The organism is Chitinophaga sp. 9-1-y (assembly GCF_059511905.2).
This window is the reverse complement of record NZ_CM197955.1, coordinates 5859864-5874506: the sequence shown is the minus strand read 5'-3', so window position 1 is coordinate 5874506 and position 14643 is coordinate 5859864. Positions and strand designations below refer to the sequence as shown.

Below are 14643 nucleotides of genomic sequence, written 5' to 3'. Positions count from 1 at the left end.
AAAAATAAAGCTTTTAGGGGTTAGCCATTCCCTTTTAGCAAAAAGCTAGTACAGTAAATACTTTGCCCTTATTGTTTTAAACTTTGTTAAGCCAGGTTCCCAGCTTTTGCGGATATCTTCCTCAGATACGCCTTTCACAATTTGCTGTTGTAGCTGTGTATTACCGGCTACTTTTGAGAAAAAGGGAATAAAGAATTTGTCTTTATCCGGGAACGTTTTGTACGCATCTATCAGCCATTTCAATTCAATTCTGCGGCCTTTGTGAGGCACGGTTTCCGGCGCATTACTCAGGTCGTAGCCGTAGCACAGCTGATCTTTGAGTACCGGTGAAGGGTTGGTAGCGCTGGCGCGGGGCGTAAAAGAAAAGCCTTGTTTGGGAAACAGCGGAGAGCCGTATACCTGGAAAGGCTTGTCGGTGCCGCGTCCCAGGCTGAGCACTGTACCTTCAAAAAAGCAGAGAGAAGCATACAGGTTGATGGCGGCCATATTAGGCAAATTGGGAGAAGGCTTAACAGGAACGCGGTAGAAGGTTTGGTGGCTGTAGTTTTCGCAGGGAATCACTTTAATGTTGCATTGCACGCCTTTGCTGAGCATGTGTTCTCCATTAAGCATGCGGGCGTATTCGCCTACCGTCATACCGTGTACAATAGGAATAGGTTGCATGCCAATAAAGGAGCGGAAAGCGGTATCGAGGATGGGGCCGTCTACGTAATCTCCGTTGGGATTGGGGCGGTCCAGGATAACGAGGGTCTTTTTGTTTTCTGCGGCGGATTCCATGAGTTCCTGCAGGGAGGAAATATAGGTAAAGAACCGGGTACCTACATCTTGTATATCGAAGAGGAGGATGTCTACATCTTTCAGGTCTGCTGCGGTAGCTTTGCGGTGTTTGCCGTAGAGAGAAACAATGGGAATACCGGTGGCAGAGTCGATGCTGTTGGCTACTGTTTCCCCATGACCGGCAGTGCCTCTGAAGCCATGTTCGGGGCTGAATATCTTTTGAATTTTTACATGGAGTTTCAGGAGTGAGTCAACCAGGTGGGTTTTTCCGATGGTGGCGGTTTGGTTCACCATCATGGCTACCCGTTTATCTTTCAGCAGGGGCAGATAACGGGTGGTTTGTGTAGCGCCTGGCAGTACGAGATCCGCGTATTGTGCGGAGGCTTCCATAAGGCATCCGGCCAGGAGGATGCAAATAAGTAATATACGGTTCATAGCGTTAAGATACAGCAAAGCTTTATTGGCTGCATCAAAAAAAGCGGATTATAGCAGCTTTTTGTATCTTGCGCGTAATTATTAACACTAAACAATTAATTTTTATGCAAGCTGTTAAAAACGGGGATACAGTGAAGGTGCATTACCATGGCCGTTTAACGAATGGAACTACCTTTGATTCATCAGAGGGCAGACCTCCACTCGAATTCAAGGTAGGTGCCGGTATGGTTATCAAAGGATTTGAGAATGGTGTGCTGGACATGAAAGTTGGCGACAAGAAAACCATTCATATCCCTGTTGATCAGGCATATGGTCCTAAGAGCGATGAAATGATCATGGATTTTCCTAAAGCGAATATCCCAGCTGATCTGAATCCGGAAGTAGGCATGGAATTGCAGATGAGCAATCCTCAGGGCCAGGTATTTCAGGTGAAAGTAGCTGCTATCGGCGACGAGTTCATTACCTTGGATGCTAACCACGCTTTGGCTGGTGAAGACCTGGTATTTGACCTGGAGCTGGTTGAAATCGTATAATGTTTTGGCTATTAGCCATTGGCTTTTAGCTTTTAGTAAAAATGCAGCGGAGATTAACACATAACATGTTAATCTCCGCTGCATTTTTACTAAAAGCTAATGGCTAAAAGCCAACAGCTGTAGAATTACCGTTCATGATCCTTCTTCAAAGGAGCGGCTGGCCCAGGATAGGCCGATTTCAGTTCATGTAAGCAATCTATACAAAGACAACCACTATACTGCTGTTGGATGAAGTGTCGTTCTTCTTCCGATAAGGTAATGTCCTGGCACTGACAGCGTAAAATGGTGCCTACACGGCATTCAAAGGTATGCTGGCAGCGCGGACAGGTAACGGTTTCATGACATGCCATATCATGAAAGTACGAAGGTTTTTTTTAGCTTTTAGCCATTAGCTTTTAGCTTTTAGCAAATGCAGCGGAAATTAGTATATGATGGTCTTCGCCGCATTTGCTAAAAGCTAACGGCTAAAAGCTGGTTGTTTTATCCTTGCATTTTTTGCTGCTGTGACCATATTACGCAGCGCAGCTTCTGTTTCTGCCCATTTCCGCGTTTTCAGCCCGCAGTCAGGGTTTACCCAGATATTACGTGCCGGTAATAATTCCGCCGCTTTTTCCAGTAATGCTTCCATTTCACTCACCGTGGGTACCCGGGGCGAGTGGATATCGTATACGCCCGGCCCTGTTTCATTAGGGTAGCGGAAGTGCGCGAATGCTTCCAACAGCTCCATTTGGGAACGGGAGGTTTCTATGGTAATCACATCCGCATCCATAGCGGCAATGTGTTCAATAATATCGTTGAATTCCGCGTAGCACATATGTGTGTGTACCTGGGTGGCATCATCTACAGTGCATACCGCCAGCCGGAAGGCCTTCACGGCATTTTCCAGGTAGGCTGCACGTGCCGCCCTGCGGAGTGGCAAGCCTTCGCGTAACGCCGGCTCATCTACCTGTATCACGGTAATGCCGGCGTCTTCCAGGTCGCGCACCTCATCGCGGATGGCGAGTGCCAGTTGAAACGCCGTGTCCATGCGGGGTTGATCATTCCGCACAAAAGACCATTGCAGAATGGTTACCGGGCCTGTCAGCATTCCTTTCACCGGCTTATTGGTGAGGGATTGCGCATAGCGGCTCCAGGCCACCGTCATCGGTTGCGGACGTTGCACATCACCGAAAATGATAGGTGGCTTTACACAACGGGTACCATAGCTTTGTACCCATCCGTGTTGGGTAAAGGCGAATCCATCCAGTTGTTCTCCAAAATATTCTACCATGTCGTTCCGCTCAAACTCGCCATGGACTAGTACATCCAGGCCCAGGTTTTCCTGGCGGTAGATGGTGTCGGTAATGGCAATGCGGATTTCTGCGTCATAGGTTTCCTGGGAGATAACCCCTTTTTTCAGATCGGCACGTAGCTGCCTGATCTCCGTTGTTTGCGGGAAAGAGCCGATGGTAGTAGTTGGAAACAGGGGCAATTGTAGCACCGCATGCTGTAATACCTGGCGGTGTGCAAACGTGCTATGACGCTGGGTATCGGCGGTAGTTACCTGTTTAATCCTGTCTTTTACGGCGGGAAGATGTATGCTGGCAGACGTTTTGCGGCTGTTCATCGCTTTTTCATTATCTGCCAGTAAGCTGTTGTCACCACCAATAATTTGCTTTAGTGCTACTACTTCTCCTACTTTTTGTTTGGCAAATGCCATCCATTGTTTTATTTCGGGAGACAGGGCTGTTTCTGCTTCCAGGTCGTATGGCACATGTAGTAACGAGCAAGAAGTGCCCAGCAGCAGCCGGTTTTCACCGATTTTGATGATGGCTTTATGAAGGAGTGCCAGGGAAACGGTATAGTCGTTTTTCCAGATATTGCGGCCGTCTACTACACCGAGCGACAGCATTTTATCTTCCGGTAAGTCCGCCAGTACTGCATCCAGTTGTTCCGGCGCCCGTACCAGGTCAATATGCAATGCGGTTACCGGCAGTTGCAAAGCCAGGGCAGTATTATCTTCCAACCCACCAAAGTAAGTGGCCAGCAAAATCTTCAGATCTGGTAATGCACGACGGATGGCAGTATAGGCGGTATTGTACAGTTCTCCGATGGCCGGTTCAAGATTGGTCACGAGGGAGGGTTCGTCCAGTTGCACCCAGGTGGCACCTGCCTCCTGTAGGGCTTCCAGCAATTGGATATATACCGGCAGCAGTTTTTCCAGCAAAGTGGTATGGCTTAAACCGGCGTCTTTTATTTTACCGCTCAGGATAAAGGTAACAGGTCCTATCAGCACGGGTTTGGTAGTAATGCCGAGACTGAGGGCTTCTTTAAATTCCTGTACACATTTAGGTTGATGCAGGGCATATTGTTGGTTAGATTCGAACTCAGGCACCAGGTAATGATAGTTGGTATCAAACCATTTAGTCATTTCCAGGGCGGTGATATCAAATTTATTTTTCTGGTAACCCCTTGCCAGCGCGAAATACAGCTCCGGGCAATTAGGGTTGGCGAATGTTTGTCGTAATGCCTGGAAGCGGGACGGGATCACGCCCACTGTCATACACATATCGAGTACCTGGTCGTAATAAGAGAAGTCGTTGGAGGGAATGAGGTCAATGCCTGCTTCCTGTAATAAGGTCCAGTTTTCTTTTCGTAGCTGCCTGGCCGTTAGTTCCAGTCTTTCCAGTGAGATTTTTCCGGCCCAGTAGTTTTCACAAGCTTTTTTCAGTTCCCGTTGGCTGCCTATTCTAGGATAGCCTGCAATATTGGTAAGCATTAGGATGTATTTTATTCTTGCAAACCTATTATTATTGTTTGTTTGTTCGATATTGTGATGAATATTTAGATTTTTGTCTTAAAAAAAGATCTTTTAAAAGAATAAATTACTTTTTAGGATATTGTGAGCGGTGGTAAAACAGAATAATTTACGGCAGGGAGTGTATAGGTGTTTTTCCTTAGGTTTGCAATATGTTTACAAATTACGCATACACAGTCGACAAGCGCTTCATGCGCTATGCACAAATAGATACGCAATCAGATCCGATGAGCAATACTTTTCCGACTACGGAAAAGCAGAAGGATTTATCACGCTTGCTGGTACAGGAATTACAGGAGATGGGCATTACGGACGCAGAGTTGGATGAACATGGTTATGTATATGCTACTATTCCTGCCAACACCGACAAGCAGGTACCGGTAATTTGTTTTTGTTCTCACGTAGATACCTCTCCGGATAGCAGTGGTACTGGTGTGAAGCCAATTGTGCATCAACAGTACGATGGTGGCGACATAGCGCTGCCGGATGATGAAACCGTGGTGATCAGTGCCAAAGAACATCCTTACCTGGCCAGCAAGAAAGGAGATGATATTATTACTGCCAGCGGTACTACCTTGCTGGGAGCAGACGATAAAGCCGGTGTGGCTGAAATTATGGATGCTGCCCACTTCCTGATGACACACCCGGAAGTAAAGCATGGTGCCATCCGCATCCTGTTTACTCCCGACGAGGAAGTAGGACGTGGGGTAGAAAAAGTAGATATGAAGAAACTGGCTGCCAGCTTTGGTTATACCATGGATGGTGGTGAACTGGGCTCACTGGAAGATGAGAACTTTTCTGCCGACGGCGCCAGGATCACCGTATATGGTGTTAGTGCGCACCCCGGAGCTGCCAAGGATAAGCTGATCAGCGCTATCAAGATTGCTGCAGAAATCGTAGATGCGTTACCGAAAGATGGCCTGTCGCCCGAAACAACCGACGACCGGGAAGGATTTATCCATCCGGTACGTGTACAGGGCAATGTGGAAAAAACTGAGATCGACTTTATTATCCGTGACTTTGAAACGGCTCACCTGGAGGCGCATGAAACATATTTGCGCCGTATCATGGAAAAAGTGCTGGATAAGTATCATGGCGCAAAGGCCACGTTGAAAGTAACAGAACAATATCGTAATATGAAGGAGGTGTTGGTGCATCATCCGGAAGTAACCGCCTACGCGGCAGAAGCGATTCGCCGTGCCGGTGTACAACCGTTGAGAATGAGTATCCGTGGTGGTACAGATGGTTCCCGGTTGTCTTTTATGGGATTACCCTGCCCGAATATATTTACCGGGGAGATGGCCTTACACAGTAAACATGAATATGTGAGCATACAGGATATGCAGAAAGCGGTGCAAACAATTGTATATCTGGCACAGCTTTGGGAGGAGAAGGCGTAACTTTTCGCAAATATTTTATTACTTTAAGCGTTTATAGTAGTGTTCTACTTATGCACCCGTTAAAATATAGTTCATGTTGTTAGGTTTAATTACATTATTACAGGATTCTTTATTACGTCCCAAAGCAGATACTGTTGCACAGGGCATATCCGCTGCTACTGCGCCTCCTCCGGAGATTCATTTGATTGATATGCTGATGAAGGGTGGTGTGTTGATGATCCCGTTAGGTATCTTATCACTGGTAGCAGTGTATGTTTTTGTGGAGCGGGCCATCACTATTGCCAAAGCTGGTAAATTGCCTGATAATTTTATGCCGATGATCCGTGACCAGATCACCAGCGGTAATATGCAGTCGGCACGTTCACTGGCGAAGAATACGGCAGGACCTATTGCTCGTATGATTGAGAAAGGGATTCAGCGTATCGGCAAGCCGATCGATAATATTGAGAAATCTATGGAAAATGTGGGTAAACTGGAAATTTACCGGATGGAAAAGAACCTGGTGATCCTGTCTATTATAGCAGGTATTGCACCTATGTTCGGATTCCTGGGTACTATTGCGGGGATGATCCAAACCTTTTTCAACATCTCTATTACTTCAGATATAACACTGGGAACTATTGCAGGCGGTATCTATGTAAAGATGATTACTTCGGCCTCCGGGTTAATTATTGGTATCGTGGCATTCATCGGCTACAGTTACCTGAATGCACAAATTGATAAAGTAGTAAATAAGATGGAAGGCGCTTCTGCTGAATTCATCGATATCTTGCAGGAACCTACCCGCTAAAACCACCCATCATGAATTTACGCAGGCGAAATAAAAGGCAGGTGGAAATGCACAACTCAGCACTGAATGACATCTTGTTCATTCTGCTGTTGTTTTTCCTGATTGTTTCCACACTGGCTAATCCGAATGTTATTAAACTGCTGTTGCCCAAAGCGAAGAGCAACACGAAAGCCAAGCAAACGGTGGTAGTAAGTATCAATGAAAAGCGGGAGTTTTTTGTAGGCACTAACAAAGTACCGTTCGATAACCTGAAACAGGCCCTGGCGCCGTCTATTGGCAATGAAAAGATAGATCCTACTATTGTGATTAATGCAGAGAAATCTGTACCAGTGGAAGATGTGGTGAATGTAATGGAAGTAGCGAGGGAAATGGGAGCCAAGGTAGTGTTGGCAACAGCGCATAAATAGCATAAAGCAGAAAGCATAAAGCAAAAAAGCTATCGGGGCGAATGATCAAAGCGAATTAATGTCCGCAATGGTTGTTCGCCCCGATAGCTTTTTTGCTTTATGCTTTTGTCTTTATGCTTCCCCGCACCATTCTGTCTTTCCCAAACATATCCTGTTTCAGCACTACATCTATGAAGCCCAGGGATTCCATGAGGGCCACCACTTCTTTGCCCAATGCTTCATTGATTTCGAAATAGAGAGAGCCGCCGGGAACGAGTTTATTTTTAGCCATGATGGAGATATGGCGGTAAAACAACAGGGCATCGTTGTCTGGTACGAAGAGGGCAAGGGAAGGCTCAAAGCCCCAGACGAGCTCCTGCATATTTTTTTGTTCGCTTTGCGTGATATAGGGGGGATTGCTGACAATCATGTCAGATTCCGGTAATGTGGCCACCTGTGCGGGATCCAGGGCATCCAGTTGCCGGAAGCTGACCTCCAGCCGTTGACGGGAAGCATTGCTGCGGGCTACTTCCAGCGCACCTTCACTCACATCTACAGCGGTGACAATGGCATCAGGCAACGATTTCTTCAGGGCCAGGGGAATACATCCGCTCCCGGTGCCAATATCCATCAGGTGCAGGCGATGCCGGTGGGCGGCATCCTGTACCATCCATTCTACCAGTTCTTCTGTTTCCGGGCGGGGAATCAGTACATTTTTATTGACCAGCAGCTCCATGCCATAAAACCAGCCGGTACCGGTAATGTATTGTACCGGCTCGTGCCGTTGTAATGCTTCGATGGCTAGTTTTAGTCGTTGGTTCTGATCGGGCGACAGGATCTTTGTTTTGTGTACAATACGATCCAGTTTGCTCATACCCGTCAGGTATTCCATGATGATATGCGCTATGTTAGCGGCTTCCCGCTCATCATATAGTTCACTGATGGCACCTGTAATATAGGTAAAGGCCGTTTGTATAGTCAATATATAAAGTTTAAGGAATATAAGTAGGAAAATGCAAACCTGGGGAAGTGGCTTTTCCACTGGCTAAAAACGAATACATTTGCAAAAATATTACATCGGCCGGTATATATGAATAGCACGTTCAATGAATTTTTTATGCAACGCTGCCTGGAGCTCGCAGTGATGGGGGCAGGACGGGTAGCACCTAATCCAATGGTGGGTGCGGTATTAGTGCATCAGGGACGGATCATCGGAGAGGGCTATCATCAACAATATGGGCAGGCTCATGCAGAGGTGAATTGTGTGAACAGCGTAGTACCGGAAGACCGGTCGCTGATTCCACTGGCCACCATGTATGTAAGCCTGGAGCCTTGTGCGCATCATGGGAAAACTCCGCCCTGTGCTGATTTGATTGTATCGCAGGGCATTAAAGAAGTCGTAGTTGGCTGCATAGACACTTTTTCTGCAGTAGCCGGGAAAGGTATTGAGAAGTTACGAAAGGCAGGTGTGACCGTGCAAACAGGCATGCTGGAGGCGGAATGCCGGCATCTTAACCGCCGATTTTTTACTTTTCATGAACAGCAACGGCCTTATATTGTATTGAAGTGGGCACAGGCAAGCAATGGCATGATGGCCGCAGCAGATGGCGCGCCGGTAAAGATTTCAAACCCTTATAGCGACCGGCTGGTGCATAAATGGCGTAGTGAGGAAATGGGTATCCTGATAGGTACCCGAACAGCGCTGTTGGATAATCCCCGTCTCAACAACCGGCTGTGGACCGGCAAAGATCCGGTACGACTGGTTATTGACCGGGAAGGGAAAGTACCGCGTACCCATCATCTGTGGGACGGTAGCATTCCTACCATATTCATGACGGCTGCTCCCGCGGAAACACATGGGTTAACAGAAACCATGCAGCTGGATTTTACAAATATGTTACCAGCATTGCTAAAACAGCTGCATCAACGGCAAATACAGAGTATTTTGGTAGAGGGTGGCCCTCATTTATTGCAACAATTTATCGATACCGGATTATGGGATGAAGCCCGCGTTATAACGGGGATGGTTACACTGGTAAATGGACGGATGGCGCCCACACTTACCAATGCCATCCGCGTACACACCATGTCCGTAAATGGTGATAATATTGATTTTTATGATCCTGCGTAGTTCTTTGAATGCGCATTTAAATGATATGGATGGAGGTTTATTTTACAATTGATAAAACAGCAGTAGCAGAGTTTAAAGACAGGGGCAGCAAATTTCTTGCGTATGCCTTTCCTGTTAAAACTCCGGAAGAAGTAAAAAAGGCCCTTGGAGAAGTAAAGATAGAACACCCCAAAGCCACTCATCATTGTTACGCATATCGCCTGGGTACGGCGGGCCTTCAGTTCCGGGCTGCCGATGATGGGGAGCCTTCCGGTTCTGCCGGTAAACCCATCCTGGGACAAATAGACAGCAAGCAGCTTACGGATGTACTGATTGTAGTAGTGCGTTATTTTGGCGGTAGCCTGCTCGGCGTACCTGGTTTAATTAACGCCTACAAAATGAGTGCTGCCATGGTATTGCAGCTTATTCCGGTGATCCAGAAAAATATAGAAGCCAAATACCGTCTCAGCTTTGACTATACGATCATGAACGATGTAATGATGGTCGTAAAGCAAAATAACTGCACTGTTATTTCCCAGGAATTACAATTATTTTGTGAGATGGAAATAGGCATACCTAAATCCAGCGAAGAACTGTGTCTCTTGCGCTTAGGCGATATTTACGGTCTCGTTATTAAGAAAGCATAAAGCGTAAAGCAGAAAGCATAAAGCTATTATAGCGAATGATCAAAGCGTGTTAATATCCGCAATGATCATTCGCTATAATAGCTTTATGCTTTCTGCTTTACGCTTTATGCTCTCAAGAAAATCTTTCGCTAACTACCAGATCTTTGCTACCGGCAGTATATTTATAAAATCCTTCCCCACTTTTCACGCCGAGATAACCTGCTGTTACCATATTGACGAGCAGCGGGCAGGGGGCATATTTAGGATTGCCAAAGCCATCGTGTAATACCTGCAGGATAGAAAGGCAAACATCCAGCCCGATGAAATCCGCCAGCTGTAAAGGTCCCATTGGGTGTGCCATACCGAGTTTCATGACTGTATCAATTTCTGCCACACCGGCTACACCTTCAAACAGGGAGCAGATGGCTTCATTGATCATGGGCATGAGGATACGGTTAGCAATAAAGCCCGGATAGTCGTTTACGACGCAGGGTACTTTTTCCAGTTTCTCGGAGAGCGTTACGATGGTATCAGTAACTGCTTTATCCGTAGCATAGCCGTTGATGATTTCCACCAGTTTCATGACTGGTACGGGATTCATGAAGTGCATGCCTATTACTTTTGCCGGGCGTTTAGTAGCGGCAGCAATTTTGGTAATAGAAATGGAAGAAGTGTTGGTAGCGAGAATAGCATCTGCCGGGGCGTGCTGATCGAGGTCCTGGAATATTTTCAGTTTCAGTGAAATATTTTCGGTGGCAGCTTCCACTACGAGGGAAACATCTTTCACACCAGCAGCGAGATCCGTTTGCAGGGAAATATTGCCGATGGTTTGAGCTTTCACTTCCGCTGTAATACTGCCTTTAGTAACCTGTCTGTCGAGGTTCCTGGTAATGGTTTGCAGCGCCTTATCCAGTGCCGGGGCGGATACGTCTATTAAAGTAACGGCGTAGCCGTGTTGAGCAAATACATGCGCAATACCATTTCCCATGGTACCGGCGCCGATGACCGCAATTTTTTGCATGGTGTAGTGATTTGTCTGAAATGAATCGGGCACTAATTTAAAGAATTACCTATTACAAACTAGTTATCTAGTTGCCGTAACTTTCATCCTTCCGTTTAAAGTCGCCACGTTTCCAGGCTTGTATGAACTGGGCCCATGCCAGTGGATTAAAGATATTCTGTGGTGGTGGCTGGCCTGCGTAGTAGAGATTTTGCGCCTGTTTGTTGAAGTATTGATTTACGCCTTCCCGTCCATCAACAGGGATAAAGCGAGCCATGGCACGGAGCCTGGCGTTATTGGTATTTTTCCGGGCTACTTCGTAGGCATCATCCGGGATATCTGCGTTGGCGAATGCCCGTTCAAATTCTTCTTTGGAGAGATAAGGTTTGATGATAGTTACCGGGAGATAGGTGGTATCTTCTACCATCAGCTGTATCAGGGAGAAGCTGTTCCCCTTGATATCCGGTGGTACCCGGTAGTTTTTATGTTTGAAGCCCACTGCGCTGAACGAGAGGGTATCGCCTTTGAATACAACAATAGAAAATATACCTGACCTGTTGGAGATAGTTCCTCGTCCCTGACCTTTCACCAGTACGCTTACTGCAGGGATGGCCCGGAGGCTGTCTGCCGTCATGGTAATACCTGAAATCTGGATAACGCTGTCTCTGAATTCCGCAATCTGTGCTTTCAATAGGAAAGGTGACAAAAGGAAAACAATGATGAGTGACAGTATGTAGGATCTTTTCTGATGCATGCTGGCCCTAAGATATAAAAATTTAATTACGTGTTTCCATGCAGTTGATCAGCTGCCCAGAGAAATTGTAAATTAAATCCCAATTGGGTTAACTTTGCTGTCTGGATTCAAAATTAACAACAATTTATGATCACGAAAGAGCAGGTTTTAAAGGCCCTGAGCAACGTAGAGGAACCAGATCTGGGGAAAGATCTCGTTACGCTGAACATGGTAAAAGATATAGAGATTGATGGCAATAAAGTAAAATTTACCGTCATATTAACCACGCCGGCTTGTCCGTTAAAGGACCTGATCCGGAATGCCTGTGTTAACGCCATTCATATGATGGTGAGTAAAGAGGCTGTCGTAGAAGTAGTGATGACCGCCAATGTAAGTACCAAAAGAGCCAGTGGACAAGGAGTACTGTCTAAGGTCAAAAATATTATCGTGGTGGCTTCGGGTAAAGGAGGCGTAGGTAAATCTACGGTGGCAGCCAATCTGGCGCTGGCCTTGGGTAGAGATGGCGCTAAAGTGGGATTGATGGATGCAGACATTTACGGACCTTCTGTTCCTATTATGTTTGGTGTACGTGGAGAAAGACCATTGATGGTGAATGTAGATGGCAAGGGCATGATTCAGCCGATTGAAAAATTTGGCATCAAGGTTATGTCTATTGGTTTGCTAATCGATGAAAGACAAGCCGTTGTGTGGCGTGGGCCTATGGCCAGCAGTGCATTGAAACAGTTTATTACAGATGTTTATTGGGATGAACTGGATTACCTGATCATTGATATGCCGCCTGGTACCGGTGATATCCACCTGACGCTGGTGCAAACCGTGCCTGTTACCGGGGCCGTCATCGTGACTACTCCGCAGGATGTGGCATTGGCGGATGCAAAAAAAGGTATCGCCATGTTCCAGGGACAACAAATTAACGTGCCTATTATCGGGTTAGTGGAAAATATGGCCTATTTCACCCCAGCAGAACTGCCGGAAAACAAATATTATATTTTCGGTAAAGAAGGTGGTAAGCGCCTGGCGGAAGAGCTGGAAATACCATTCCTCGGACAAATACCGCTGGTACAAAGTATCCGCGAAGGGGGAGACGATGGCGTACCTGCAATGGCCGGTGATGAAAAGTTAACCCGCAAAGCATTCCTGGATGTTGCCGGTGCAGCTGCACGCTCCATTGCGATGCGTAACGCCAATATAGCACCAACTAAGATTGTTGATATTATTGTTTAGCCGAAAGCCACTGTGCAGAAGCACCTGTAAATAAAGCTAAAGGCGTAAAGCTGAAAGCAAAAAGCTATTGTAGCGAAGGTAGTAGCGATGCATATCGTGGCTTCATTACAATAGCTTTTTGCTTTCAGCTTTCCGCTTTTTGCTTTCCCGAAAAAGAGTATCTTTAATTACCGCCATTATAGGTAATCATAATATGTTTAAAGCAGCGCCAATACTTAAGTTTTACTTAACTTTGCGCCCCAAATTAACCGACTATGAATCGACAGGAATTGGTGAATCTGATTAAGGAAAAGCAGTCTTACTTATGCGTAGGGCTGGATACAGACATACAAAAGATTCCGAAACACCTGCTTTCTCATGCAGATCCGGTGTTTGCCTTTAATAAGGCGATTATTGACGCTACAAAAGACCTTTGCGTAGCCTACAAAATTAATACGGCCTTTTACGAAAGTATGGGGATCCGTGGCTGGGAAAGTTTACAACGTACTATCGAGTATATCCCTTCCGGTATTTTCACTATTGCAGACGCTAAGCGCGGCGATATTGGTAATACTTCTACCCAGTACGCTAAAACTTTTTTTGAGACCTATAAGTTCGATTCTGTTACAGTAGCGCCTTATATGGGAAAAGACAGTGTGCTGCCTTTCCTGCAATTCTCTGAAAAATGGGCAATCATGCTTGGACTTACTTCCAACGAAGGTAGCCAGGACTTTCAGATGCAGCAGGTAGGTGATGAATTCCTGTTCGAAAAAGTGCTGAAAGCAGGTATGGAATGGGGTACACCAGACAACCTGATGTTTGTGATTGGTGCTACCCAGTCCACACAACTGGGATATATCCGGAAACTGGTACCGGATCATTTCTTCCTGGTACCTGGTGTAGGCGCACAGGGTGGTAGCCTGGAGGAAATTTCCACACAGGCCATGAATAAAGATTGCGGACTGTTGGTAAATGCCAGTCGCGCTATTATTTATGCCGGTAACGGAGAAGATTTTGCCACTGATGCCAGAAATGAAGCCCTGAAATATCAACAGGAAATGGCAGGGTATCTGAATAAGATTGAAGCGGCAGTATAGCGGAAGCATAAAGCCGAAAACGAAAAGTACAAAGCTATTATAGCGAATGATCAGAGCGGATATATCATCTTTTGCGCTCTAATCATTCGCTATAATAGCTTTGTGCTTTTATGTTTTTCGTTTATTATTTAAACACTGCATTTTTCACAGTCCACCACGGCTTCACTTCAAATACCAGTCTGCCGGCTTTTACTGCCGGATCTGTATTTACCAGTGATACTACTTCGAGACTGTCTTTACAATTCATAATAAAAATGCCGCGGAGATCTTCATCATTGCCAAAAGGACCTGCAACTACCAGCTTGCCGGTTTCGGCCATTTTGTTGATGTTGGAAAGATGTGCTTGTTGGATTTTTGCGGCAGCCAGTGAGTCCTGGTTACGTTGGGGGCCCTTTTTCAGGAAAACCATCCAATACTTTTTTAGTTCGGGGGGTGCGACAGGTTTGACTTTTGGGGGCAGCACACGGACTGCAATGGATTGTAATGGTGTGGGGTGAAATGATAACATCACAATGACTAGGAATCCCAATAGCAAAAGCGCAGGTATAACTTTGCTTGCCATAGCTCTCTGATTTGATTGTAAGGTACTAACTTGCTGTGAAATAACCCGTTTATAACAGCGAAGATTTTGCAGGATCATGCATTATTGGTGCAGCCGTAGCAGGTTGATCGGCATTTTCGTTCCTTCCCTGATTATCATCATTTGTAATTCCTGATTCGTAATTCGTAATTCGT

At 46.1% G+C, this 14643-nt stretch carries 15 protein-coding genes; 8 read left to right on the top strand and 7 right to left on the bottom strand.

What is annotated here, in order from left to right; genetic code table 11:
• Nucleotides 1–45: 45 nt before the first annotated feature.
• The gene (locus tag AC5ZC7_RS23050; protein ID WP_496158685.1) at nucleotides 46–1212 is read right to left on the bottom strand and encodes an exo-beta-N-acetylmuramidase NamZ domain-containing protein; all 1167 of its coding nucleotides are present in this window, start codon (nucleotides 1210–1212) and stop codon (nucleotides 46–48) included.
• 104 nt (nucleotides 1213–1316) lie between these two features.
• On the opposite strand from AC5ZC7_RS23050, the gene AC5ZC7_RS23045 reads away from it, so the two are divergent.
• Entirely contained in the window at nucleotides 1317–1745 is a 429-nt protein-coding gene (locus AC5ZC7_RS23045; protein WP_291916936.1) for an FKBP-type peptidyl-prolyl cis-trans isomerase, read from the top strand.
• A gap of 125 nt (nucleotides 1746–1870) precedes the next feature.
• Here the strand turns inward: AC5ZC7_RS23045 and AC5ZC7_RS23040 are convergent, their stop codons facing one another.
• Together AC5ZC7_RS23040 and metE are read right to left on the bottom strand one after the other, a co-directional pair.
• Nucleotides 1871–2095, bottom strand: coding sequence for a cysteine-rich CWC family protein (locus tag AC5ZC7_RS23040; RefSeq protein ID WP_496158686.1), 225 nt, complete (start codon nucleotides 2093–2095; stop codon nucleotides 1871–1873).
• 107 nt (nucleotides 2096–2202) lie between these two features.
• Entirely contained in the window at nucleotides 2203–4503 is a 2301-nt protein-coding gene (metE, locus tag AC5ZC7_RS23035) for a 5-methyltetrahydropteroyltriglutamate--homocysteine S-methyltransferase (protein ID WP_496158687.1), read from the bottom strand.
• Nucleotides 4504–4694: 191 nt separating this feature from the next.
• Between metE and pepT the strand changes: the two genes are divergently transcribed.
• The 3 genes from pepT (at nucleotide 4695) to AC5ZC7_RS23020 (ending at nucleotide 7139) form a co-directional block, all read left to right on the top strand.
• Complete coding sequence (pepT, locus tag AC5ZC7_RS23030; protein WP_496158688.1) at nucleotides 4695–5942, top strand: peptidase T; 1248 nt, start codon at nucleotides 4695–4697, stop codon at nucleotides 5940–5942.
• A 73-nt stretch (nucleotides 5943–6015) separates the two neighbouring features.
• On the top strand, nucleotides 6016–6732 hold the full coding sequence (locus tag AC5ZC7_RS23025; protein WP_496158689.1) for a MotA/TolQ/ExbB proton channel family protein: 717 nt from the start codon (nucleotides 6016–6018) through the stop codon (nucleotides 6730–6732).
• Between the two features lie 11 nt (nucleotides 6733–6743).
• Complete coding sequence (locus AC5ZC7_RS23020) at nucleotides 6744–7139, top strand: biopolymer transporter ExbD (protein WP_496158690.1); 396 nt, start codon at nucleotides 6744–6746, stop codon at nucleotides 7137–7139.
• Between the two features lie 97 nt (nucleotides 7140–7236).
• On the opposite strand, the gene prmC is transcribed toward AC5ZC7_RS23020, so the two are convergent.
• Complete coding sequence (gene prmC / locus AC5ZC7_RS23015) at nucleotides 7237–8100, bottom strand: peptide chain release factor N(5)-glutamine methyltransferase (RefSeq protein ID WP_496158691.1); 864 nt, start codon at nucleotides 8098–8100, stop codon at nucleotides 7237–7239.
• Between the two features lie 135 nt (nucleotides 8101–8235).
• On the opposite strand from prmC, the gene ribD reads away from it, so the two are divergent.
• Both ribD and AC5ZC7_RS23005 read left to right on the top strand, forming a co-directional pair.
• Nucleotides 8236–9249, top strand: a complete 1014-nt coding sequence (gene ribD, locus AC5ZC7_RS23010; RefSeq protein WP_496158692.1) for a bifunctional diaminohydroxyphosphoribosylaminopyrimidine deaminase/5-amino-6-(5-phosphoribosylamino)uracil reductase RibD — start codon at nucleotides 8236–8238, stop codon at nucleotides 9247–9249.
• Nucleotides 9250–9278: 29 nt separating this feature from the next.
• Nucleotides 9279–9875: a YigZ family protein gene (locus AC5ZC7_RS23005; protein ID WP_496158693.1), complete on the top strand. Its 597-nt coding sequence runs from the start codon at nucleotides 9279–9281 to the stop codon at nucleotides 9873–9875.
• 112 nt (nucleotides 9876–9987) lie between these two features.
• Here AC5ZC7_RS23005 and AC5ZC7_RS23000 read toward each other — a convergent pair whose 3' ends face one another.
• Both AC5ZC7_RS23000 and AC5ZC7_RS22995 read right to left on the bottom strand, forming a co-directional pair.
• A complete protein-coding gene (locus AC5ZC7_RS23000; protein WP_496158694.1) occupies nucleotides 9988–10875 on the bottom strand; it encodes a 3-hydroxybutyryl-CoA dehydrogenase in 888 nt (295 codons plus the stop codon).
• A gap of 67 nt (nucleotides 10876–10942) precedes the next feature.
• Nucleotides 10943–11608, bottom strand: coding sequence for a carboxypeptidase-like regulatory domain-containing protein (locus AC5ZC7_RS22995; RefSeq protein ID WP_496158695.1), 666 nt, complete (start codon nucleotides 11606–11608; stop codon nucleotides 10943–10945).
• Nucleotides 11609–11734: 126 nt separating this feature from the next.
• Here AC5ZC7_RS22995 and AC5ZC7_RS22990 point away from each other — a divergent pair, with 126 nt between their 5' ends.
• Nucleotides 11735–12832, top strand: coding sequence for a P-loop NTPase (locus AC5ZC7_RS22990; RefSeq protein WP_496158696.1), 1098 nt, complete (start codon nucleotides 11735–11737; stop codon nucleotides 12830–12832).
• Nucleotides 12833–13086: 254 nt separating this feature from the next.
• The gene (gene pyrF, locus AC5ZC7_RS22985; RefSeq protein ID WP_496158697.1) at nucleotides 13087–13908 is read left to right on the top strand and encodes an orotidine-5'-phosphate decarboxylase; all 822 of its coding nucleotides are present in this window, start codon (nucleotides 13087–13089) and stop codon (nucleotides 13906–13908) included.
• Between the two features lie 124 nt (nucleotides 13909–14032).
• On the opposite strand, the gene AC5ZC7_RS22980 is transcribed toward pyrF, so the two are convergent.
• Complete coding sequence (locus tag AC5ZC7_RS22980) at nucleotides 14033–14317, bottom strand: YciI family protein (RefSeq protein ID WP_496158698.1); 285 nt, start codon at nucleotides 14315–14317, stop codon at nucleotides 14033–14035.
• Nucleotides 14318–14643: the final 326 nt, after the last annotated feature.